The organism is Terrisporobacter petrolearius (assembly GCF_020748185.1).
GTDB lineage: Bacteria > Bacillota > Clostridia > Peptostreptococcales > Peptostreptococcaceae > Terrisporobacter > Terrisporobacter petrolearius.
The window spans coordinates 115,204-138,076 of the sequence record NZ_JAHZMO010000003.1 but is presented as its reverse complement, the minus strand read 5'-3'; the positions used below and the strand labels follow the sequence as shown (position 1 = coordinate 138,076).

24 protein-coding genes are annotated in these 22,873 nt (G+C 27.4%); 20 read left to right on the top strand and 4 right to left on the bottom strand.

The window, feature by feature from the left end:
- The first annotated feature begins 32 nt into the window (after window positions 1–32).
- The 4 genes from K0040_RS03205 to argH all read left to right on the top strand — a co-directional run bounded on the left by K0040_RS03205 (window position 33) and on the right by argH (window position 4,137).
- The gene (locus K0040_RS03205) at window positions 33–416 is read left to right on the top strand and encodes a RidA family protein (RefSeq protein WP_018591515.1); all 384 of its coding nucleotides are present in this window, start codon (window positions 33–35) and stop codon (window positions 414–416) included.
- Window positions 417–526: 110 nt separating this feature from the next.
- The gene (locus tag K0040_RS03200; RefSeq protein WP_228107518.1) at window positions 527–1,792 is read left to right on the top strand and encodes a cation:proton antiporter; all 1,266 of its coding nucleotides are present in this window, start codon (window positions 527–529) and stop codon (window positions 1,790–1,792) included.
- 116 nt (window positions 1,793–1,908) lie between these two features.
- A complete protein-coding gene (locus K0040_RS03195; protein WP_228107517.1) occupies window positions 1,909–2,748 on the top strand; it encodes a Cof-type HAD-IIB family hydrolase in 840 nt (279 codons plus the stop codon).
- Window positions 2,749–2,820: 72 nt separating this feature from the next.
- Window positions 2,821–4,137, top strand: coding sequence for an argininosuccinate lyase (argH, locus tag K0040_RS03190; RefSeq protein ID WP_228107516.1), 1,317 nt, complete (start codon window positions 2,821–2,823; stop codon window positions 4,135–4,137).
- 28 nt (window positions 4,138–4,165) lie between these two features.
- Here the strand turns inward: argH and K0040_RS03185 are convergent, their stop codons facing one another.
- The gene (locus tag K0040_RS03185; protein ID WP_228107515.1) at window positions 4,166–5,467 is read right to left on the bottom strand and encodes a D-alanyl-D-alanine carboxypeptidase family protein; all 1,302 of its coding nucleotides are present in this window, start codon (window positions 5,465–5,467) and stop codon (window positions 4,166–4,168) included.
- Between the two features lie 79 nt (window positions 5,468–5,546).
- On the opposite strand from K0040_RS03185, the gene K0040_RS03180 reads away from it, so the two are divergent.
- A complete protein-coding gene (locus tag K0040_RS03180) occupies window positions 5,547–6,185 on the top strand; it encodes a helix-hairpin-helix domain-containing protein (protein ID WP_228107514.1) in 639 nt (212 codons plus the stop codon).
- Window positions 6,186–6,257: 72 nt separating this feature from the next.
- Here the strand turns inward: K0040_RS03180 and K0040_RS03175 are convergent, their stop codons facing one another.
- Window positions 6,258–7,307 carry an FAD:protein FMN transferase gene (locus K0040_RS03175; protein ID WP_228107513.1) on the bottom strand — a complete coding sequence of 350 codons (1,050 nt, stop codon included), beginning with the start codon at window positions 7,305–7,307 and terminating at the stop codon, window positions 6,258–6,260.
- 96 nt (window positions 7,308–7,403) lie between these two features.
- Between K0040_RS03175 and K0040_RS03170 the strand changes: the two genes are divergently transcribed.
- The 11 genes from K0040_RS03170 to K0040_RS03130 all read left to right on the top strand — a co-directional run bounded on the left by K0040_RS03170 (window position 7,404) and on the right by K0040_RS03130 (window position 16,334).
- On the top strand, window positions 7,404–7,781 hold the full coding sequence (locus K0040_RS03170) for a NusG domain II-containing protein (protein WP_074914795.1): 378 nt from the start codon (window positions 7,404–7,406) through the stop codon (window positions 7,779–7,781).
- A 15-nt stretch (window positions 7,782–7,796) separates the two neighbouring features.
- Window positions 7,797–8,471 carry a uracil-DNA glycosylase gene (locus K0040_RS03165; RefSeq protein WP_228107512.1) on the top strand — a complete coding sequence of 225 codons (675 nt, stop codon included), beginning with the start codon at window positions 7,797–7,799 and terminating at the stop codon, window positions 8,469–8,471.
- 68 nt (window positions 8,472–8,539) lie between these two features.
- Window positions 8,540–8,674, top strand: coding sequence for a rhodanese-like domain-containing protein (locus K0040_RS20640; RefSeq protein WP_265588792.1), 135 nt, complete (start codon window positions 8,540–8,542; stop codon window positions 8,672–8,674).
- 44 nt (window positions 8,675–8,718) lie between these two features.
- Window positions 8,719–8,850 carry a hypothetical protein gene (locus K0040_RS21445; RefSeq protein ID WP_369123722.1) on the top strand — a complete coding sequence of 44 codons (132 nt, stop codon included), beginning with the start codon at window positions 8,719–8,721 and terminating at the stop codon, window positions 8,848–8,850.
- A gap of 187 nt (window positions 8,851–9,037) precedes the next feature.
- Window positions 9,038–9,868, top strand: a complete 831-nt coding sequence (locus tag K0040_RS03160; protein ID WP_228107511.1) for a 3D domain-containing protein — start codon at window positions 9,038–9,040, stop codon at window positions 9,866–9,868.
- A 533-nt stretch (window positions 9,869–10,401) separates the two neighbouring features.
- The gene (locus tag K0040_RS03155; RefSeq protein ID WP_228107510.1) at window positions 10,402–11,880 is read left to right on the top strand and encodes an aminotransferase class I/II-fold pyridoxal phosphate-dependent enzyme; all 1,479 of its coding nucleotides are present in this window, start codon (window positions 10,402–10,404) and stop codon (window positions 11,878–11,880) included.
- A gap of 19 nt (window positions 11,881–11,899) precedes the next feature.
- A complete protein-coding gene (speD, locus tag K0040_RS03150) occupies window positions 11,900–12,313 on the top strand; it encodes an adenosylmethionine decarboxylase (protein WP_074914803.1) in 414 nt (137 codons plus the stop codon).
- Window positions 12,314–12,450: 137 nt separating this feature from the next.
- A complete protein-coding gene (speE, locus tag K0040_RS03145) occupies window positions 12,451–13,302 on the top strand; it encodes a polyamine aminopropyltransferase (protein ID WP_228107509.1) in 852 nt (283 codons plus the stop codon).
- The gene (speB, locus tag K0040_RS03140; protein ID WP_228107508.1) at window positions 13,292–14,209 is read left to right on the top strand and encodes an agmatinase; all 918 of its coding nucleotides are present in this window, start codon (window positions 13,292–13,294) and stop codon (window positions 14,207–14,209) included. The genes speE and speB overlap by 11 nt, the downstream gene beginning before the upstream one ends.
- A 10-nt stretch (window positions 14,210–14,219) precedes the next feature.
- Window positions 14,220–15,413 carry a methionine adenosyltransferase gene (metK, locus tag K0040_RS03135; protein ID WP_228107507.1) on the top strand — a complete coding sequence of 398 codons (1,194 nt, stop codon included), beginning with the start codon at window positions 14,220–14,222 and terminating at the stop codon, window positions 15,411–15,413.
- Between the two features lie 216 nt (window positions 15,414–15,629).
- Complete coding sequence (locus tag K0040_RS03130; RefSeq protein WP_228107506.1) at window positions 15,630–16,334, top strand: tRNA threonylcarbamoyladenosine dehydratase; 705 nt, start codon at window positions 15,630–15,632, stop codon at window positions 16,332–16,334.
- 148 nt (window positions 16,335–16,482) lie between these two features.
- On the opposite strand, the gene K0040_RS03125 is transcribed toward K0040_RS03130, so the two are convergent.
- Window positions 16,483–17,316 carry a ComEC/Rec2 family competence protein gene (locus K0040_RS03125; RefSeq protein ID WP_316719399.1) on the bottom strand — a complete coding sequence of 278 codons (834 nt, stop codon included), beginning with the start codon at window positions 17,314–17,316 and terminating at the stop codon, window positions 16,483–16,485.
- A 311-nt stretch (window positions 17,317–17,627) separates the two neighbouring features.
- Between K0040_RS03125 and K0040_RS03120 the strand changes: the two genes are divergently transcribed.
- The 4 genes from K0040_RS03120 to holA all read left to right on the top strand — a co-directional run bounded on the left by K0040_RS03120 (window position 17,628) and on the right by holA (window position 22,208).
- Window positions 17,628–18,533: a DUF2156 domain-containing protein gene (locus K0040_RS03120; protein ID WP_228107505.1), complete on the top strand. Its 906-nt coding sequence runs from the start codon at window positions 17,628–17,630 to the stop codon at window positions 18,531–18,533.
- 5 nt (window positions 18,534–18,538) lie between these two features.
- On the top strand, window positions 18,539–19,696 hold the full coding sequence (locus K0040_RS03115; RefSeq protein ID WP_228107504.1) for a GNAT family N-acetyltransferase: 1,158 nt from the start codon (window positions 18,539–18,541) through the stop codon (window positions 19,694–19,696).
- A gap of 234 nt (window positions 19,697–19,930) precedes the next feature.
- Complete coding sequence (locus K0040_RS03110) at window positions 19,931–21,196, top strand: ComEC/Rec2 family competence protein (RefSeq protein ID WP_228107503.1); 1,266 nt, start codon at window positions 19,931–19,933, stop codon at window positions 21,194–21,196.
- Window positions 21,165–22,208: a DNA polymerase III subunit delta gene (gene holA, locus K0040_RS03105; RefSeq protein ID WP_228107502.1), complete on the top strand. Its 1,044-nt coding sequence runs from the start codon at window positions 21,165–21,167 to the stop codon at window positions 22,206–22,208. The genes K0040_RS03110 and holA overlap by 32 nt, the downstream gene beginning before the upstream one ends.
- A 128-nt stretch (window positions 22,209–22,336) precedes the next feature.
- Here holA and rpsT read toward each other — a convergent pair whose 3' ends face one another.
- Complete coding sequence (gene rpsT / locus K0040_RS03100) at window positions 22,337–22,603, bottom strand: 30S ribosomal protein S20 (protein WP_018591488.1); 267 nt, start codon at window positions 22,601–22,603, stop codon at window positions 22,337–22,339.
- Between the last annotated feature and the right edge of the window lie 270 nt (window positions 22,604–22,873).

Sequence of the window (22,873 nt, the reverse complement as noted above, 5' to 3'; positions counted from 1 at the left end):
TTAATCAATATATTTTTTAGGAGGTAAAAAACATGAAACATCAAGTTATACATACTAATAATGCACCAGCTGCAATAGGACCATATTCTCAAGCTGTTAAGGCTGGAAATTTATTATTTATATCAGGACAAGTTCCTTTTGTTCCAGAAACAATGGAAATAGTTGAAGGAGATGTAAAAGCACAAACTGCTCAATCATTAAAAAATCTTCAAGCTATATTAAAAGAAGCAGGAGCTGATTTCTCACATGTAGTTAAAACTACAGTATTCATAAAGGATATGAATGAATTCGCTCAAATAAACGAAGTTTATGCTGAATATTTTGGAGAAAATAAACCAGCTAGAGCTTGTGTTGAAGTTGCTAGATTACCAAAAGACGTTAAGGTTGAAATAGAAATAATAGCAGTAGTTGAATAGTAAAATTTATAACATAAATTTAACACAAATGACCATCACAGATGGTCATTTTTTATTTATAATTAATATTATGATATAAAATAACATACACGAAAAAAGGAGATGGAGACATGGAAACATCCATTCATGCAATAGCATGTAACAAGTTATTAATTCTATTTGCAACCATAGCTATTACTGGGATAATATGCAGCAAAGGTAGTGAATTAATAAATATACCGGATGTAGTATTGTTTTTGATTGTTGGTATATTTTTAGGGCCTTCCGTTTTGAAAATTATTGATATTACTCAGTTTCAACTAGAAAATCAATTAATATTAACATTTGGATCAGCATTTATTTTATATTTGGGAGGAAAAGAAGTTAGTTTAAAAGTCCTGAAAGATGTAAAAATTAGTGTATTTCTTTTATCTACACTTGGTGTTGTTATAACATCATTTTTTATGGCAAAAATTATAGGGCTGAATTTTCAAATTAGTTTTATGACGTGTCTTTTAGCCGGTTCAATAATAGCATCTACAGACCCAGCAACAATTGTGCCGATATTTAACCAAGTGAAAATTGATAAAAAAGTAAAACAAACAGTAATTAGTGAATCTGCATTAAATGATGCTACTGGGGCAATATTAACAGTGGCAGTTCTATCCATAATTATGGGAGGGCATTTTTCTGTAGAGGAAAATATATATAATCTTTGCATTATGGTTATAGTGGGGATAATAGTAGGTTTAATTACAGGGCTAGTTTTATTATTCTTAGTAAATGACAGCCCCAAGGGAATATTTAAAGATTATACACCTATAATATCTATACTATCTGTAATAATAGCATATGAGCTTTCTACCTACTTAGGTGGTAGTGGATATATGTCATGTTTTATAGTTGGTTTGGTTACAGGAAACAAACAGAACTTTAAATTATGGCTTAGCCAAAAACATTATGATGCAGATTGTAGTGTGGCAGAAACTTTAGGTACAATTTGTAGAATGTGCATATTTATAATATTAGGTAGTCAAGTTCAACTAGATGTGTTGTTTAAATATTTCGTACCTTCGTTAATATCTGTTCTAGGTTTAATCTTTATAGTAAGACCTTTGTGTGTACTAGTATGTACTTTAGTAGATAGAAAAGCAAAATGGAATAAAAACCAACTTATATTTATGATGTGGGTAAGGGAAACAGGAGTTATCCCAGCAGCCCTTTGTGGTATAATTACTGCTATGAAGGTGCCTGGAAGTGAAATAATATCATCTATTGTGTTTATGACAATATTAATAACACTTATATTACAAGGAAGTACAACTAAGCTTGTAGCTAAAAAACTTGGTTTACTAGAAATGGAAGAGGAAGAAAGTAAAGAGGTAACATTAAATTAAGAATGAAAAATATAGTATAAAATATTTGTATTTATGCTATATTTTTTTGTTTTAAGGGTATTTATCTATATGATAAAATATAAAGTGACTAAATAATAAAAAGAGGTAAAGTGAGTATGAAAAATTATAAATTGATAGTTACAGATATGGATGGCACTGTTTTAGGTGAAGACCATAAAATTACAGAGGAAAATAAAATTGCATTAAAGGAAGCAGAAAAAATGGGGATTAAAGTTGTTTTTGCTACAGGGAGATTTCATGATTCAGCTAAGGAACATGTTACTTTTTTAGATAATACAATGCCAATAATATCTTCCAATGGATCTATAATTAAACATCCAATAACAAATGAAGTTCTATATTCTAATTTTATAGATAAAGATATATGTTTGAAAATAATGGATATTATAGATGAATATAATCTTAGATATCAAGTTTATACAGATGAAAAGATATTTCAAAAGTATGAGACTGAAAAAGAAAAGAAATTTATGAAAGAATTTATTCAAAAAAATTTTTCTGATAAGGCTGAAATAATATTTAAAAAAGATTTAAGAGAAGATGTTAAAAGCAGCAATGTTTTAAAGTTTAATGTTATGGAAATGGAAATGGAAAATTTATTAGATAAAGTTAGAGCTGATTTACAATTTGTAAATAATATAGAAATTACATCTTCATGGAAAGGCAACTTAGAAATGATGAGTGAGGGAAGTCATAAAGGGAATGCTGTAGAGTACCTATCTAATTTATTAAAAATAGATAGAGAACAAATTATGGCTTTTGGAGACAATTACAATGATTTATCTATGATTGAATTTGCAGGAACAGGTGTGGCAATGGGAAATGCAGAAGAAGATGTGAAAAAAATTGCTAATCATATAACAGATAAAAATGGAGATAGTGGGGTAGCTAAGGCTATAAATGATTTAATTTTACAAAAAGTTGTTAGTGCTTAATTAATAATTATGCTACTATTATAAGAAATGTAGATTAATAGGACAAATTATGTGCTAAAGGGGGCAATTTAGATGAAACTTTGGGGAGGACGTTTTAGAAGTGATGAAAATAAGTTAATGGAGGAATTTAATAAATCCTTTGGCTTTGACTCACTTTTATATAAAAAAGATATTGAGGGAAGTTTAGCTCATGTTCATATGCAAGTTAAGGTTAACTTGTTAAGTGAAGAAGAAGGAAAAACAATAATTGAAGGTCTAAAATCCATAGAGAAAGACATAGAAGAAGGAAAGTTATCTCTTATAGGAAATTATGAAGATATTCATAGTTTTGTTGAGATAAATTTAATTGAGCGAGTTGGAGATGTGGGTAAAAAACTTCATACTGGAAGAAGTAGAAATGATCAAGTAGCTATAGATATGAGATTATTTGCAAAGGAAAAATGTAAAGAAATTATTTTCTATGTAGACAAGTTAAAAAATACACTTAAAGAAGTGGCAAATAATAATCCGGTTATTATGCCTGGATATACTCATTTACAAAGAGCTCAAGTAGTTACATTTAAACATCACCTTATGGCTTATTATAGTATGTTAGATAGGGATAGTAAAAGACTAAATAATGCTTTAGAAATTTTAGATGAATCGCCTTTAGGATGTGGGGCATTGGCTGGTACTACTCATAATATTGATAGAAATATTACTTGTGACATGTTGGGATTTAAAAAGCCAGTAGACAATTTTATGGATGGAGTAAGTGATAGAGATTATTTATTGGAACTTATGAGTGATTTTTCTATAATAATGATGCATCTAAGCAGACTTAGTGAGGAACTAATACTTTGGAGTTCTCAAGAATTTAGATTTATTGAGTTAGATGATTTATATTCAACTGGTAGTTCTATAATGCCACAAAAGAAAAATCCTGATGGAGCAGAATTGATAAGAGGAAAAACAGGAAGAGTATATGGTAACTTAATTTCTCTATTAACAGTAATGAAGGGATTGCCTCTAGCTTATAACAAAGATATGCAGGAAGACAAAGAAGGATTTTTTGATAGTGTAAACACTATTTCCATGTGTCTTCAAATAATGGAGAGAATGATAGCTACATTGAAAATTAGAAAAGATAATATGAAAAAAGCTGTTAAAGGTGGCTTTTTAAATGCTACAGAGGTAGCAGATTATTTAGTAAATAAAAATGTGCCTTTTAGGGATGCTCATGGTATAGTGGGTAGAATTGTAATTTATTGTGAAGATAATAATAAATCTATAGAAGATTTATCTTTAGGTGAGTTACATAGTTTCTCTAAAGTTTTTGATGAAGATATATATGATTTTATTGATTATGAAAATATACTGGATAAAGGTATAAAGAAAAGTTTAAAATAAAAAATAAGATGGATGATCCATCTTATTTTTATTTTCTTTTAAAATTGACTGATTTTCTTCTTCTTCTTGCTTTTCTTTTCTTTATTATTTTAGAAATTATAAATATAATAAATAAAGAAATTAAAGCCAAAGCAAGTTTAATAGAATATTTTACAGTAGTATTTTCTGTAATAAATCCAAATAAACTATTTAAATTATTTTTTGCTACTAAATTTATGGTTTTTTCTAAAGTTTTACCGTTGTATACGTCAAGGGTACCTACTTTATCCCCTTTTTTAATAGGCAAATCATAGTCTAAATTGACTTTTGCATTATAATTTTCAGATGCTTTACTTCCCTTTTCTAAAACAATTTTATAGTTAAATTCAGGTTCGTAAAGTAATTCTTTTTCTTCAGTAAATAGAACCCTTTTGCTCTTGGTATAATCAGCCTTGTTAATTATTGTTTGATTGTAGTAATTGTTAAAGGCATAATCTATAAGAGTTCTAGAGTCTGCATACACATCAGTACCAGCATCTTTATAAACTGCTGATATAACTCTCATGTCATTTTTTACGGCACTTGATAATAAGCATCTTCCTGCATCATCAGTATACCCTGTTTTTATCCCATCTATTATGTCGTATTTTATATCTACAGACTTTCCTTTATATTCGATTTTTTCAGTTGAAGTTAAAAACTTATTTGTATTAAAGAAAGTTCTTGTTATAAAACGTTTACTAGTAGGGGTATCGCACTTTTCAAAGGTTAATGATTTTGTGCTAACTATTTCTCTAATAAGGTCATTACTCATAGCTTGTCTTGCCATTAAAGCCATATCGTAAGCAGTTGTATAATGTTCTTTGTCAGGTAATCCATGTGGATTATTAAAATGAGTATTTTTTGCCCCTATTGCCTTAGCCTCTTTGTTCATTAAGTCAGCAAAAGCTTCTTTGGATCCAGATACATATTCAGCCAATACTTCTGCAGTATCATTTGAAGAATGTACAAGTAATCCTTGTAATAATTCTCTAACAGTAAATATTTCCCCTTTTTGTAAGTACATACTCGAACCATCTACAGAAAGATCTTTATCAATCTCAATAGAGTGGTCTAAATCTTTTACATTTTTTATAACTAGATAAGCAGTCCATATCTTTGTTGTTGATGCTGGATATATTTTTTTATTTCCGTTCTTCTCATAAAGCACTGTACCTGTTTCGTAGTCTAATACTACGGAGTTAGGTGAAGAAATAGATACATCTTTGCTATCAGCAAATACAGAAATTGGACCTGAAAAAGTTGTTATAGAAAAAAGAAATGCTAGCAAAAAAGATAAAAACTTTTTCATAGGTAACCTCCCAATTTTAGTCTCGTCTTTTAGTATACCATATTTTTGTTAATAATTAAATTAAGGAGGGATAAAAATAATGAATAAAAAGAAAATAATTGTTTTTATATTTATAATATTAATGTGCCCCATTGGATTGGTTATTAAGGATAAGCTTCAATCAAAAGAAAATGTATACGTTTTGACAGAAGATGAGAATCAACCTGAAAAAACTACTGAGGAAAAAGAAGTAAAAAAAGAAGAAAGTGTTACCAATAAAAAAATAACGGTGTATATTAGTGGTGAAGTAAGTAAGCCGGGAATAGTATCTTTGAATGAAGGCGAAAGACTTGCAACAGCTGTCCAAAAAGTTGGAGGAACGACTAAAAAAGCTGATTTAGATGGTGTAAATATGGCGATTAAAGTGCAAGATGAAATGCATTATATAATTCCTAAAGTAGGAGCAGTGGATAAGCACAATGCTACTCAGGTTGTAAAGGAGGGCGATGTTAATGATGTTAATAAGGGTGAATCATCAAAAGCATCCCAAATAAATATAAATACAGCTACAATAGAAGAACTGGATACCTTGCCAGGAGTGGGAGAGGCTACAGCTAATAAAATAGTCAATCACAGAGGTGAAAGTGGTGATTTTAAATCTATTGAAGAAATTAAGAATGTTAATGGTATAGGAGACAAAAAATTTGAAGACATGAAGGATTTAATATGTGTAAAATGAAATTATAACTTTCTATAAATAAAAAATTCTTCTTAGGGATTTTAAACCTAGGAAGAATTTTTTGTAAAAATATTATTTATCAACAATAGTGAAACTACTATCAGTTAAGTTAAATTCATTCTTTAAATTACTGCTTAAATATATATTTTTATCCTTTGTAATAAAAATAGCATCAACGCCATCTAAGCTTTCTACTAATTTTAGGCCATCTTTAATGCCTAAACCAAAGGTTGTGGTTGATAATGCATCACAAATAATTGATTTATCAGATACAATAGTAACGCTACTTAAATTATTATCAAAAGGATACCCTGTATGAGGGTCTAGCATATGATGATAGATTTTATTATTTTTTTCAAAGTATCTCTCATAAATTCCAGAAGTAACAACAGATTTATTAGAAACTTTAATATTTCCTATAGAATTGCCACGAGGTTTAGTTGGATCCTGAACTCCTATGGAAAAAGGTTGATTATTTTCTTTATTACCAAGAACGTATATATTGCCGCCTAAATTAATTAAAGCACTTTCTAATTTTTCTTCTTTTAAGTATTCATATATTTTATCTGCAGCATATCCTTTAGCGATACCGCCCAAATCTATTTTCATGTTTTTCTTTGCTAATTTTACAGAGTTATTCTCCTCATCTAAAAGTATATCTTTGTAATTAACTAAAGTTAGATTATCCTTAATTTCTTTTTCCTTAGGTATTTTTGCACTTTCTGTACCTATTCCCCATAAGCCGATAATAGGACCTACACTAATATCAAATGTATTGTTAGACATGCTAGAGAATTTTATGGATTCTTTAATAACATAATATGTGTCCTCGGATACTTTAACATGGCTTTTCCCAGCATTGTTATTTATTTTAGAAATTTCACTAGAAGCTATTTGGGAACTCATTTTATCGTCTATATCTTTTAATATTGCCTCACATTTTTTTAATATCCTATCCCCATCTTTTTTTGTAATATCGTATAAAGTTATTTCATTTATAGTTCCTAAATTATAGTAGGTATTTGAACACTTATCTTCTTTTTTGTTCTTAATTATTATAAAAAGACCAAATACTATAATTACAACTAAAATTAAAATTGATGGGAGTTTTTTCTTATTCATAATGATTCCTCCAATTTTTTATGTTATATTTAATTTAATATTTATAATTATATCATAAATATTTACAAATAATATTTATGATTAGGAGGTAGAAGGTTGAAAAAAAAAGACTTTATATTAATAATTGCAATTTTAATAGTTATAGCCACTACTTTTGGGATTAACTACTTTGTAAATACTAAAAGTGGGGACAATATAGAAATATATGTGGATAATAAGTTATATAAAACTTATAGTATTGATGATGAAGACGAAATCAAAATAGAAAGTCAAGAAGGATATAATATAATTAAAATTCATGATCATGGAGTTGAAATATCAGAGGCATCTTGTCCAGATAAAGTATGTGTTCATGCTGGTTTTATTACCAAACCCAGTGAAAGTATAGTATGTCTACCAAACAAGGTTCATATAAAAATAACAACTCAGAACAAAGATAAGGATAAAAATAAAGAAGATGTTATATCGAATTAAGAATTGGAGGATAAAATGGTTAACTTAGGAAATGATTGGGATGAATTACTAAAAGAAGAGTTTGAAAAAGATTACTACGTAAAATTAAGAGAGTTTTTGATTGAAGAATATAAAAGCAGGATTATATATCCAAATATGTACAATATATTTGAAGCGCTAAAGCATACGTCCTATAAGGAGACAAAGGTATTAATTTTAGGACAAGATCCATATCATGGAGAAAATCAAGCTCATGGATTAGCTTTTTCTGTACAACCAGGAGTTAGGACTCCACCATCTTTATTGAATATGTACAAAGAATTGAAGGATGACTTGGGATATTTTATACCTAACAATGGTTATTTGATTCCTTGGTCAGATCAAGGTATATTATTATTAAACACTGCTCTTACAGTTAGAGCTGGAGAGGCAAATTCTCACCAGAATAAAGGTTGGGAAATATTTACTGATGAAATAATAAAGAAATTAAATGAAAGAGAAGAACCTGTAATTTTTGTATTGTGGGGAGGAAATGCTAGAAAGAAAAAAGTTTTTATCGACAGTGATAGACACTATATTCTAGAAGCTCCTCATCCAAGTCCATTATCTGCACATAGAGGATTCTTTGGATGTAAACATTTTTCTAAAATAAATGACATACTTATAAGGTTAGGAAAGGATCCTATTGATTGGCAAATACCAAATATATAGAATAATATGTTTTATTGTAACACCTTACCTCAAAATGTAATATCTTATATTGAGGTAAGGTGTTAATTATGAAGGTTAATATATTAAATAGTAAAAAAATTAGTGAAATGGTAAAAAATAATGAATTTAAATTAATAATTGATTTAAGAGAAGAAGAACTTTACTTAGAAGGACATTTACCAAAGGCGGTTAAGGTGAAATAAATGATAACCTAGAACAGATTAGAAGTATTACAAATGAAGGTATATTGCTGTACTGTGCTAATGGAAATCAAAGCATAACGGTGGGAAAAGTTCTTCTGTTAGATGGGTTTAATAATGTGTATAGTCTTGCTAATGGAATAAAAAATTATAAATACAAACTGTATAAAAAAATTTAAACAAAAGGTAACATTTTTGTTAAATGTTGAACTTTGGTGAAAGAGTGCTTAAATGGTTGAAAAAACTAGATAAGCACTCTTTGTATTTTTTGTCAAGTTGACAGGTGATAAAAAACAGTTTACAATTTAGTAACAAAATAACTTTGGAAAATAATTTAAAGTTAAATAAAACTTAGGAGGAGATAGTTTGAGTTATATAAATAGAAAAGTAAAATCTATTATGTTATCGGGACTATTATCTATGGGGATTGTAACAGCAAATTATGTTGCCTTTAATAAAGAGGTTGTTTTAGTAGTTGATGGGCAAGAAATTGAAGTGAAATCATTTCAACGAAACGTACAAGGTGTACTAGAAGAAAATGAAATAGATTATGATAAACATGATATAATTAACCAAGACTTAGATACTTCCTTGAAAAATGGGATGAAAATAGAAGTTAGACAGGTTGAAAAAAAGACTATTACTGAAACGCAAGACATACCTTATGATACTGTTATAAAAAAAGATAATTCTTTATTAGAGGGTAGAATAGAGGTATCACAAAAAGGTAAAAAAGGTACAAGAGAGCTTATATATGAAGCTATATACCAAAACGGTAGACTAGTAAGTAAAACCTTAGTAGAAAAAAATACAATAGAAAAATCTAAGGATAAGATAATTAAAAAGGGTACAAAAGAAAAGAAAAAGGCTAAAAGCACTAGTAGAAATACTAATACTAGTAAAAAGTCAAGTAGTGCGAAAAGCAGTTTAGGGAAGAAAGTAACAGTGTCAGCGACAGCTTACAGTGGACATACTATAACAGCTACAGGTACAGTTCCGAAATGGGGAACTATAGCAGTAGATCCGACTGTTATACCATATGGAACCAAGGTATATATACCTCAATTTGATAAGTATTTTATAGCTGAAGACTGTGGTGGAGGAATCAAAGGTAATAAAATCGATATATTTATGAATAGTGAATCTCAGTGTAATAACTGGGGTAAAAGAACAATAGATATATATATTGTTCAATAGATAAAAACCTTAAGGTGGACAACCATCTTAAGGTTTTTTTATGAACTGAGATATTATAAATTATTTGATTTTTAGATAAATTATAATAATTACTATTTTAAAAGAAGCGAAGATGAATTCTTGTAATATGAAATGTTTCCATCAAACGTGGTTTAAAGATAAGGAAATTTTTTATATTTTTGTGTCAAAAACTAAAAATTAAAAGTTTAGTAATAGTATATTTTATTATTAAAAATATTAAATAAAGTATTTCTGATTATATAACTCAAATTAAATAATTAAAAGGTTTTTAGAGAATGAATCTTAAAAATAATGTTTACTTATACTAAAATTTAAATAAAATAATATAAACATAAATGAAATGATATTGAAATAATATTGAAAAATAGAGGTTTTGAATGTGAAAAAAGTTCTTGCAATTTGGTGGAAATGTTTATATAATTTGATTCGTAAGTTTAATAAAACTAAATTAGAAAATTAGAAATAATAATCAATTGGTCAGTGTAATATGCATGGGAAGGAGGAATGGAAATATGATTATTGAAAATAATAGCCTTAGATTAAGCGAAGATAATATACCCTTGTTACAAGGATTGAAGGATTATTCTAATAGGCATATAGCGTGCTTTGATGTACCTGGTCATGTTAAAAACAAAGGCGTGCAAATATTAAATGATTTTTTTGGAGACGATGTTATGAAAATGGATATAAACTCATCTCCATATATGGACAATGTATCCAAACCAAGTGGAATTATAAAAAAATCACAAGAATTATTAGCACAAGCCTATGAATGTGATAAAGCTTTTTTTGTAACAAATGGAACTACACAAGGGATTCAAGCTATGATTTTAAGTGTAATAAACCCTAATGACAAAATACTTTTACCTAGGAATATACATAAGTCGGTCATTAATTCATTAATACTTAGTGGAGGAGAACCTGTATATATTCAACCTGAATTTGATGAAGAATTAGGCATAAGTTTAAATGTAAGTTATTCAAGTGTGAAAAATGAGTTGGAAAAGAATAATGATATAAAAGCAATATTTTTATTAAACCCAACATATTATGGAGCTTGTTGTGAATTAGAAAAAATAATTAGCTTATGCAAAAGCCATTCAGTATTGGTATTAGTAGATGAAGCTCATGGAGCACATTTTCCATTTCATGATGATCTACCACCTTCGGCAATGAAGTTAAAAGCAGATATGGCAGCAGTTAGTATGCATAAAACAGGAGGTGCATTAACTCAAGCTTCTGTGCTATTAGTGAATGAAGAAAATATCCATGGAGAGAAAGTTAGTCAAACTTTAAACATGTTACAATCTACATCTGCATCCTACTTATTAATGTCAAGTATTGATGGAGCTAGATATAATTTAGTTAATAAGGGTAGATTACAATTATCTAAAGCTTTGAATATTTCTCAATATGCTAAATATAAACTTAATAAAATACCAGGAATAGAGGTTATTAGTCATAAAAGTAGTAACAGAGAAGGAATGTATCTTCTTGATGAAACAAAACTTTGCATAAACGTTAAAAATTTAAATATAACTGGATTTAAAGTATATGATATCTTATATCAAGAATTTGATATACAGGTGGAATTAGGAGACTTGTATAACATTTTAGCCTTAATATCATTAGGAACTACCAAGGGAGATGTGGATAAACTTATAAATGCCCTAGGTATAATTTCTAAGATGTACAAAAAAGATATTATATTAAAGAGTCCTTCTATGAAACAAATAAATCCTATTGTGAAAATGAATCCACGAGATGCTTACTATAGCCAAAAGGAAAGTCTGGATATTGAAAATTCTATAAATAGAATTTGTGGAGAGAATATTATGGCGTACCCACCAGGTATTCCTATAATATCACCAGGAGAAATAATAACTAAAGAAATTATAGACTATATAAAAGTTCTTAAAAGTAGTAATGCGCACTTAACAGATATGATAGATAAAGAACTAAATACAATTTTGGTAATAAAAGAAAAATAGAAAGAAGGAAGTGAATAATATGAAATTTGAAACATTAGGTCGACATATCTTAGTAGAATATTATAATTGCAATGAGGAGATGCTATCAAATCCAAAACTTATAGAAGAGTATATGAACAACTCTGCATTAAATGCAAAAGCAACAATAGTTGATTCAGTTTTTCATCATTTCAATCCCTGGGGTGTGTCAGGTGCAGTAATAATAGCTGAGTCACATTTGACAATACACACATGGCCAGAATATGGTTATGCAGCAGCAGATTTCTTTACATGTGGAGATATTGATCCATGGAAGAGTTTTGAATTATTAGAAAAATTATTAGAAGCTGAAAGAAGTGAATCAACAGAAATACCAAGAGGATTAACAAGTAAAATACAAAAATTTGCAAAAAAAGATTTAGGCAAAATTAGCCATAAGCCAGAGGCTATATAAGCAAATTAATACCTAAATATAAAATAAAAATATAAAATAAAAATCGAAATAACATTTTAACATAAAAATAAAAATTATACAAATACAGAGATATAGATAAAATAGATAGTTATAAAATAACAAAAGGAGGAAGAATTATGGAATTTTGGTATACAGAAGAGTGGACAGACAATGTACGTTTTTCCATAAAGGTTGATAAACAACTTTTCAGTGGACAGTCAGATTTTCAAAGGGTAGATGTTTTTGAAAGTGAGGAATATGGGAAATTCTTAACATTAGATGGCTTAATGATGGTAACTTACAAAGATGAGTTTATTTATCATGACATGATAGTTCATACTCCAATGGCAACTAATATGAACATTAAAAATGTATTAGTTATAGGTGGTGGAGATGGTGGAACAGTAAGAGAACTTACTAGATATCCTCAAATTGAAAACATAGATATGGTTGAAATAGACAAAATGGTAGTAGATGTATCTAGGGAGTTTATAGATATTTGTGCATGCAAATTAGATGATGAAAGAGTTAACTTATATTATGAAGATGGTGTTGCTTTTGTAAAAAATTCTAAAGACAAAACCTATGATTTAATAATAGTTGATTCAACAGATCCGATAGGTCCAGGAGAAGGATTATTCTCCGTTGATTTCTATAATGATTGTTATAGAATATTGTCTGATGAAGGAATTCTTGTAAATCAAAATGAAAGTCCATATTTTGATTTTAATGCAAGAGAAATGAAAAGAGCTTATGAAAAAATAAATGATTTATTTCCTATAGCTAAAGTTTATCAAGCACATATTCCAACATATCCATCTGGACATTGGTTATTTGGGTTTGCATCAAAAAAATATGATCCTATAAAAGACCAAAATATAGAAAAATGGGAAGCTTTAGAGCTAAAAACTAAGTACTACAATAGCCATATTCATAGAGGAGCATTTATGTTACCACAATATGTAAAGGATATGTTAAATGAAAAATAATAGATTTTATAATATTGGTCAATTTATGGAAATGGAATGTGATTATGAAGAGTCAGATGTAATAGTATTTGGCGCTGGGTTTGATGGAACTACTTCTAATAGGCCGGGAACTAGATTTGCAAGTAGTGTCATGAGAGGGGAGTTTTATGGACTTGAAACATATAGTCCGCTATTGGGGTTAGATTTACAAGATTTTAATATATGTGATATAGGTGATTTAGAGCTAAGTATAGGCAATACTGATAAAGTATTAAATGAGATATATGAAGGTACAAAAGAAATACTAAATGATGAAAAATTTCCATTTATGATAGGAGGAGAACATTTAGTTACTCTTCCTGCATTTCAAGCAATTAAAGAAAAATATGGGGATGTTTATGTACTTCATTTTGATGCGCATACAGATTTACGAGAAGAGTACAATAATAATAAAAACTCTCATGCAACAGTAATAAAAAGAATTTGGGATATAACAGGTGATGGAAAAATATTTCAATTTGGAATAAGATCAGGCACGAGGCAAGAGTTTGAATTTGCTTTAAGAGAAAAACATACTTATATGGAAACTCATACTATAGATACTTTTTGGAAAATAGTATCTACATTAGGTGGTAAAAATGTTTATTTAACTATAGATTTGGATGTATTAGATCCATCTATATTCCCAGGAACAGGTACACCAGAACCTGGAGGAATAACATATAGAATGTTTGAACAAATATTTAAAATACTAAAAAACTCAAATATAAATTTAGTAGGCTGCGACATAGTAGAACTTAGTCCTGATTATGACACAAGCAACGTATCTACAATTGTAGCATGCAAAATACTAAGAGAATTATCTTTAGTTGCTTCAGATAATTTAATAAAAAATCGTGAAAAAAAAGAAAAAAATAAACTTATATAAGGAGAAAAAAATGACGAGACATTTATTTACATCAGAATCAGTTACAGAGGGGCATCCAGATAAAATATGTGATCAAATATCAGATGCCATATTAGATGAATTATTAAAACAAGATCCTCTATCAAGGGTTGCTTGTGAAACTACTGTTACAACAGGCCTTGTATTGGTAGCGGGGGAAATAAGCACAAATGCATATGTTGATATACCTAAAGTTGTAAGAGAAACAATAAGGGAAATTGGATATGATAGAGCAAAATATGGATTTGATTGTGAGACTTGTGGTGTGTTAACAGCGATAGATGAACAATCATCAGATATTGCTATGGGAGTAGATGAATCTTTAGAAAATAGAATAGGTGAACAAAGTGAAGATGAAATTGAAGCTATAGGAGCAGGTGATCAAGGTATAATGTTTGGTTTTGCATGTAATGAAACAAAAGAATTAATGCCATTACCTATATCTTTAGCTCATAAATTATCAAGAAAATTAACAGAAGTTAGAAAAAACGGAAATTTAGATTTTTTAAGACCTGATGGTAAAACTCAGGTAACTGTAGAATACGAAGGGAATACTCCTCTTAGAGTTCATACTATACTTATATCTACTCAACATAGCGAAGATGTGGAAACTGAGACAATAAGAGAAAATTTAATTGAAAAAGTAATAAAAGAAGTAATACCATCTAATTTATTAGATGAAGAAACTAAAATATATATAAATCCAACGGGAAGATTTGTTATAGGTGGACCACAAGGTGATACAGGACTTACAGGAAGAAAAATAATAATAGATACTTATGGTGGATATTCAAGACATGGTGGTGGAGCATTCTCAGGAAAAGATGCAACTAAAGTTGATAGATCGGCTGCTTATGCAGCAAGATATGTGGCTAAAAATATAGTTGCAGCAGGACTTGCTGATAAATGTGAAATAGAGCTGGCTTATGCTATAGGAGTGGCAAAACCTCTATCTATATTTGTTGATACTTTTGGAACTGGTAAAGTTAGCAATGAAGTTTTAGTTGAACTTATAAATAAGCATTTTGATTTAAGACCAGGCGCAATAATTAGAGATTTAGAACTTAGAAAACCTATATTCAAAAATACAGCAGCATATGGACATTTTGGAAGAACTGACCTAGGTGTTACTTGGGAAAAAACTGATAAAGCAGAAATACTTAGATTGGAAGCTTTAAACAAATAATTAAAAAGGAGCGAATTAGCTATTTTATAGATAATTCGTTTTTTTTATTTTTATTTGTAACAATATAACTTAATACAAAGTATAAAAATAAGGTATAATAAACTATAATTAAGATGTATTTATGTGGAATTGAAAATTAATTATACAGATTGTCTTTTAATCTTATAAAAGATAATTTATAATAATATTTATTTAAAAATCAAGGAGAATGTATATATGAAAGATTTTACCATGAGAACAAGCCTTATTGTTGGAGATGAGGGTATATATAAGTTAGAAAAATCAAATGTTATAGTATTTGGAGTAGGTGGAGTGGGAAGTTTTGCTACAGAAGCTTTAGTTCGTGCTGGAATTGGAAATATAACTATAGTAGATTTTGATGATGTGGATATAACAAATATAAATAGACAACTACCAGCTCTACATTCAACAGTAGGAAAATTAAAAGTAGATGTTATGAAAGAAAGATTATTAGATATTAATCCAGATTTAAATATAAGAGCTATAGCTAAAAAATATAATAAAGAAACTACAGATGAAATACTAATAGAAAATTATGACTATGTTGTAGATGCAATAGATATGGTTACATCTAAAATTTTATTAGTTGAAGAATGTAACAAAAAAGGATTGAAATTAGTATCATCTATGGGAATGGGAAATAAGTTAGATCCAACAAAAATAGTAGTTACGGATATACATAAAACTCATACTTGTCCCCTTGCAAAAGTAATGAGAAAAGAATTAAAAGATAGAAGGATTAAAAAACTTAAAGTAGTTTACTCTGAAGAGCAACCACAAGAACTAAAGAAAAAAATAATGAATGGCAGAAAAGTTACTCCAGGAAGTACCTCATTTGTACCTTCTGTGGGCGGTTTAATAATAGCCTCTGTAGTTGTAAATGATTTAATTAATAACTAATATATTAAAAGCCCTTTTAAGGGCTTTCTTTAATATATTAGTATTTTTTAGAATTGTAGATTATTATAAATTTATACGTATTTGAAAATAACTAGGGAGTCAGTATGTATAAGAATAATGTATTAATGGTAACTTCTTTATTTTGTGATTACTTATAATTTTTAGTGGTAAAAATCTTGTACCCGTCACTATAAAATACTAAATCCCCATTAATATCAGTACGAATAGCTTTAGCTCCGTATTTTTTTAAGGTATCTAAAGTTGATTTATGTGGATGACCATATTGGTTTTTGTAACCACAAGATATTGCTGCGATGGAAGGGCTGGTATCTTTTACAAAGTTATCAGTAGAAGAAGAACTACTTCCATGATGAGCAACTTTTAAAAAATCAACATCTTCAAGTTCAAATGAATTAGTCATATCAATCTCATTCGTTTCTTCACAGTCTCCTGTAAATAAAAAGTCCATGTTTTTATATTCTAAATTAAACACGATGGAATTTTGATTATTATTATCTTGTATATAGGAAGGACTAAGTACATTTAAAAGCGTAGTACTGTTTATTTTTACTGAGTCACCTTTACTTAAATGATTGATTTTAAGTTTTTTATTTTTGCAAGCATTTACAAGGTCATAATAATGAGATGAATCATCTTTTTGATTTGGTGTATAAACTTTCTTTACGTCAAAATTATTAATAATTTCGTCTAAGCTACCAATGTGATCCTTATCTAAGTGAGTAGCTATAATTATGTCTAAATTATGTACTTTATTCAATTTTAAATAGGTTTTTATAATTTTATAAGTACTATCATCTCCACCATCAACTAATATATTTTGATTTTGAGGAGTTTTTATTAAAATACAATCTCCTTGTCCTACATCTATAATATGTACAGATAAAAAATCTTTATATCTGTCGCAACCACAACATAAAGTAAGAAGTAAAGCTATAATCATGCATTTAATTTTTTTTATCAATAATAAATCCTCCCAATAATTATTCTTCATATTTTATTCATAATTATTAATTAAAATAAAACTTATTATACATTTATAATATTAAAAAACAAAAAAATTAAAATTTTTTGTTTACTTTGGATAAAAGTGCTATTATATACAATGAATAAAATAAAAAAACTTATTTGAATTCAAATAAAAATGTTTATATATGCATTGTTAGGGTATTATATATATTAAATTCAATTTTGAGCGAAAAGATTTAATAATAAAATATAAATGTAAAATTACTATTTAACATAGAATTTGTAGCAGTAAATTAGGAGGAAATTATGATTTTTAAAGATATAAATATGGAATCCAGAGAAATGCTTAATCCATATTTCGATTTAGTAGATTATGAAGCGTGTGAATATTGTTTCAATACATTATATATGTGGCAACATTTATATAAAACTGGTTATTATATAGGAGATGGATTTGCAGTAATAGTTGCAGAATATGAAGGAAATACATTTTCAATATTACCATTAGCTAGAAAAGAAGATATGCCAAGAGTTATACAATTTGTGGTTGATTACTTTGAAAAAGAACAAAAGAAAATCTATTTTAGGGGAATAACACAAGAAGTAGTAGATTTCTTAAAAGAAAATTACCCAGGAAAATTCAATTATATTGAAGAAAGAGATTTATTCGATTATGTTTATGATGGAGAAAGCTTGAGAGAACTAAAGGGTAGAAAGAACGTAAAGAAAAGAAATCATATAAATTACTTCAAAAAAGAATATGAAGGAAGATACGAATATAGATTACTTGATGAAAAAGATTTTGACGCTTGTTTAGAACTAGTACAAGAATGGACTAGTAATAAAGAAGAAAATAATGCTGTAGATGAAGAGATGGAAGAAGAGCTTATTGGAATTAAGAAGTTATTTGAAAACTACAGTGTTTTAAAAGATAAACTTAAAATAGCTGGAATATTTATAGACGGGAAATTAGAAGCTTTTACAATGGGAGAGTATATTAACCCTAATATGGCCTTAATTCATATAGAAAAAGCTAATCCAGTCATAAGAGGATTATATCCATTTATAAATCAACAATTTTTAGTTCATGAATTTAGTGATGCAGAATTTATAAATAGGGAAGAAGATTTAGGGATAGAAGGACTTAGAAAGGCAAAACTTTCTTATCACCCAGTTAGGTTTGTAGAAAAATATACTGTTAGAGAGGTATAAGATTTATGAAGATTAGGTTTGCTAGGGAATGTGACCAAAATAATATAATGAAAATTTGGAACTATTGTTTTAATGATGGCCCTAAATTTACAGATTATTATTTTAATAATAAATATAAAAATTATAACACAATAGTAGTTGAGGAAGAGGCGAATATAGTCTCTTCTCTTCAATTAAATCAATATAAGATAAGATTAAATGATAAAGAATATGAAACGTCTTATGTTGTAGGAGTATCTACCTTGCCAGAAGCTAGGGGTAGAGGATATATGAAACATATTATGAATTTTACTTTAAATGAGTTATATAAAAAAGAACAGCTTGTTTCAATTTTGATGCCAATAGATTATAGGTTGTATAGAAAATATGGATACGAGCATTGTTATGATCAAATAGAGTATGAAATTAATATAGAGGACTTAGGTGGATTTAAATCATCTGGCAGCTTAATAAAGGCTACTACAGATCATATTAATGAGATGATAAATATAGAAAAATCTTTCTTAGAAAATTTAAATGGAAAAGTAATAAGGGATGAAGATTACTATAAAAACTTATTCAAAGAAATAGAAAGTGAAGATGGATATATTTATATTCATAGAAATGATGAAAGTGATGGATATATAATATACTTTATAAATGGAGACAATATTTTTGTTAGAGAATTATATTATAAAAATATGAATGCTCTTAAGGGAATGTTGAGATTTATATACAATCATAATACTCAATGCAAAAAAGTAAATATAACATCGCCTTTAGATGATAAGATAAGATTTATTTTATCAAACCCTAGAACTATTACTATGAAACTAAAACCTTTTATGATGGGAAGAATTATTAATTTCAAAAAGTATTTAGAAAGTTTATATATAGAAGGTAACGATAAATTAAGTGTAATTATTTCTATTAAAGATAATTATATAAAGGAAAATAATAAAATATTTAAAATTACCTTAGAAAATAATAAGTTAATTGTGGAAGATGGTAACTTTGATTATGATGTGGAATTTGATATAAATACTATATCTCAACTAGCATTTTCTTATATAAACTCAAAAGAAGCTTATTTATTAAACAACTTAAAAGAAAATAAAGAGGTTATAGAATTTTTGGATTTAATTTTTGTTAAAAAAGAAAATTATATAAATGAATATGTCTAAAAAGACAGCTAAAGACTGTCTTTTTAGACATAAATGTAACTTTATAAAAAAGCATATCTTCTTGTGTGAAGATGTGCTTTTTTAATTTCTAATTACTTTGGAAATGTATTTACTTGAAATTTCATATGGTTTATCCTAAGAGAAGTTGATTTTTTATTTAATAGAAAAGTATAATATGTTTGAAAAAATTTAAGATGATGATAATAAAAATAAATAAAAAATTATGGAGGAAAGATGAGAAGACCAATATTAATATTGTTCATATTTTTATTATTCATATCTTATACTTATACAAATAACAAATCCTTAGACGAAATTAAAGACAAAGAAAATATAACTATAGAAGGTGTCGTAAAGGATAAAATCGAAAAAGATAAATATGATCAATATAAAATAGAAAAATACTTAGTAAATGATTATAGTAAAAAATTAGACATAAAAATAGGTGAAATAGTTAAAATAAATGGAAGTATTAAAAGTTTAGATAAAATGAACTTTGATGATTTTAATTATGGTAGATATATTAAAAGTATGGGATTTAAAGGTATTATAACTGCAAAATATTATAAAATACAAGGAGATAACAAATTTTATACTTTTGTAGGTAATACAAAAACTTATTTGAGCGATACATTTAGATATTTATATAAAGATAAATCTGATTTTATTAATTCTTTAATATTAGGGCAAAAGGAGAACTTGAGTAAAGAAGAAAAAGACATGTTTTCCAAAACAGGTACTAGTCATGTGATAGCTATATCTGGGCTTCACACAGGCATACTATGCACTATGATTGCAATTATTATAAAAGGAATTAATAAATTTTATAAACTTATAATTTTAACAATTATAATGATTTTATACAGTATAATGATTGGATTTTCTCCATCTATAAGTAGATCTATAGTCTTTGTTGTGATTATGTATTTGGCCATATTTTTAGAAGAAAAGAGAGATGGTATATGCACACTATCTCTTATAGGTGTGTTTTTGATTGTGAATAATCCTTATGTAATTTATAATATATCTTTTCAATTATCATTTTTAGCAACTTTATCTATTATATATTTTTATAAAATAATAAATAAATACTTAAAAATAAGCATAATATCCATAAGTATAAGTGCGAACATACTAACTTTGCCAATTATATATTACGTGTTTCAAGGAATACCGGTTTTATTCCTTATTGGTAACATGATTGTTGTTCCTGTAATTGGTATAATAATGAATTTAAGTATAATTAGTGTTATTTTATTTAGATTTAGTATTTTAATATCAAAAATTTTAGCATATTTAAGCAAAAGTATTATTATTATGGTATATTATTTATTAGACAAACTCGCAGGGAATAAATTAGCATATATAGAAATTAACAATCCTAAATTATTTTATGTAACTTTTTATTACATTTTAATTTTTTCGTATATGATATATAGAGAGTTAAAAATTATGAAGGAGCAAGAAAATGGATTACAAGGATATTATAAGGAATATTAAAAATAAAAATTTTGAAAATATATATCTTTTATATGGTAGAGAGTGTTACTTAATTGATAATGCCATAAAAAGCTTTAAAGAAAGTCTTAATGAGTCTATGATTGATTTTAATTTAGATATAATAGATGGTAAAGAAGTTTTTTTGGATCAATTGCTAAGCTCTATAGAAACTCTTCCTTTTATGGATGATAAAAAAATTACTATAGTAAAGGATTTTGAACTATTAAAAGGAAAAAGAAAGAATCTTTCTGAAGGTGATGAAAAATACTTCGTAGATTACTTAGATAATATATCAGAAAGTACAGTTTTAGTATTTGTCGTGTACGGAGAAATAGACAAAAGAAAAAAGATAGTAAAAAAAATACAAGAAAAAGGTGTTGTATTTAACTGTGATAAAATTTCTGATATGGATCTATTTAAATGGACAAAAAGAAAATTTGAAAGTTTTGGTTCTATAATAGAAAATGCGCAAGTTATGTACTTTATTGAATCTCAAGGATATAGAGATAAAAATAGTGAAAAGACTTTATCAGATTTGGAAAATGAAATAATTAAAATTAGCTCCTTTGTAGGCAAAGAAAATAAAGTAAATAATGAGATTATAGATAGGCTGTCTCAAAAGAAAATAGAAAATGACATTTTCAAACTTATAGACTATATGGGAGAAAAGAATTCTTCGTCAGCCATAAAAATATTGAATGATATGATTAGTGAAGGAGAATCTGTTCTTGGAATATTTGCTATGATAAGCAGACAATTTAAAATTGTTCTTCAGGTTAGAAGTTTACAAATAGAGGGGACACCTGTAAATGATATTTGTGAAAAACTTAGTTTGAGACAATTTGTTGTTAATAAAGCATTAAAACAAAGTCGTAACTTTTCTGATGATATAATAATAGATATGTTAAACTTTATATTAGAAAATGATTTTAAAATTAAAAATGGATTAATAAAGGATACTTTGGCTATAGAAATACTAGTCAGTAAGTATTGCCAAAGAAACATTAGTTAAAAGTCTTAGTTAAAATGCTAAGACTTTTTTATTTGTGGGGATGGGGTAGTAAGATAATATTAAATTAAAGCAATAAAAAACCCTTGATATAAAATCAAGGGTTTAAATTTATAAAAATTAAACTGTTACTATGCGTTCATTGCGTTTAATTTTTGAGCTAATTTAGCAACTTTTCTAGCTGCAGCGTTTTTGTGTATAGTTCCTTTTGATGCTACTTGATATATTCTCTTTTGAGCGTATTGGAATCTAGCTGTAGCTTCTTCAACGTTACCTGCAGTAACAGCTTCATCGAATCTTCTTATAGCAGTTTTTAACTGAGATTTTCTAGCTTTGTTTAAAGCAGTTTTCTTATCGATAACTTTTATTCTCTTTTTAGCTGATTTTATGTTTGCCACGAAAAACACCTCCTCGTAAATATAATTATTCTCATCGTCAACATATTAGATTTTAACAGAAATAAATATAAAAATCAAGAGTTAATATTTATTAGTTAAATATAATTTGTTAACTGTTTTTTTCGTGCATGACTTACTTTATCACATATAAAAATATTTCACAATAATAGATTTATTTATTCATAAAAGTAATAAAAAATGATAAATAATGTTTAAAATGTTAGCACCTGTCAATAATCAATAATATCATTTTATTGAATACTGGAGGAA

Excerpts from the sequence above, each read along its gene's own strand:
- K0040_RS03205 (WP_018591515.1), top strand. The coding sequence starts at position 33 with ATGAAACATCAAGTTATACATACTAATAATGCACCAGCTGCAATAGGA.
- K0040_RS03200 (WP_228107518.1), top strand. The coding sequence starts at position 527 with ATGGAAACATCCATTCATGCAATAGCATGTAACAAGTTATTAATTCTA.
- K0040_RS03195 (WP_228107517.1), top strand. The coding sequence starts at position 1,909 with ATGAAAAATTATAAATTGATAGTTACAGATATGGATGGCACTGTTTTA.
- argH (WP_228107516.1), top strand. The coding sequence starts at position 2,821 with ATGAAACTTTGGGGAGGACGTTTTAGAAGTGATGAAAATAAGTTAATG.
- K0040_RS03185 (WP_228107515.1), bottom strand. The coding sequence starts at position 5,467 with ATGAAAAAGTTTTTATCTTTTTTGCTAGCATTTCTTTTTTCTATAACA.
- K0040_RS03180 (WP_228107514.1), top strand. The coding sequence starts at position 5,547 with ATGAATAAAAAGAAAATAATTGTTTTTATATTTATAATATTAATGTGC.
- K0040_RS03175 (WP_228107513.1), bottom strand. The coding sequence starts at position 7,307 with ATGAATAAGAAAAAACTCCCATCAATTTTAATTTTAGTTGTAATTATA.
- K0040_RS03165 (WP_228107512.1), top strand. The coding sequence starts at position 7,797 with ATGGTTAACTTAGGAAATGATTGGGATGAATTACTAAAAGAAGAGTTT.
- K0040_RS20640 (WP_265588792.1), top strand. The coding sequence starts at position 8,540 with ATGAAGGTTAATATATTAAATAGTAAAAAAATTAGTGAAATGGTAAAA.
- K0040_RS03155 (WP_228107510.1), top strand. The coding sequence starts at position 10,402 with ATGATTATTGAAAATAATAGCCTTAGATTAAGCGAAGATAATATACCC.
- speD (WP_074914803.1), top strand. The coding sequence starts at position 11,900 with ATGAAATTTGAAACATTAGGTCGACATATCTTAGTAGAATATTATAAT.
- speE (WP_228107509.1), top strand. The coding sequence starts at position 12,451 with ATGGAATTTTGGTATACAGAAGAGTGGACAGACAATGTACGTTTTTCC.
- speB (WP_228107508.1), top strand. The coding sequence starts at position 13,292 with ATGAAAAATAATAGATTTTATAATATTGGTCAATTTATGGAAATGGAA.
- metK (WP_228107507.1), top strand. The coding sequence starts at position 14,220 with ATGACGAGACATTTATTTACATCAGAATCAGTTACAGAGGGGCATCCA.
- K0040_RS03130 (WP_228107506.1), top strand. The coding sequence starts at position 15,630 with ATGAAAGATTTTACCATGAGAACAAGCCTTATTGTTGGAGATGAGGGT.
- K0040_RS03120 (WP_228107505.1), top strand. The coding sequence starts at position 17,628 with ATGATTTTTAAAGATATAAATATGGAATCCAGAGAAATGCTTAATCCA.
- K0040_RS03115 (WP_228107504.1), top strand. The coding sequence starts at position 18,539 with ATGAAGATTAGGTTTGCTAGGGAATGTGACCAAAATAATATAATGAAA.
- K0040_RS03110 (WP_228107503.1), top strand. The coding sequence starts at position 19,931 with ATGAGAAGACCAATATTAATATTGTTCATATTTTTATTATTCATATCT.
- holA (WP_228107502.1), top strand. The coding sequence starts at position 21,165 with ATGGATTACAAGGATATTATAAGGAATATTAAAAATAAAAATTTTGAA.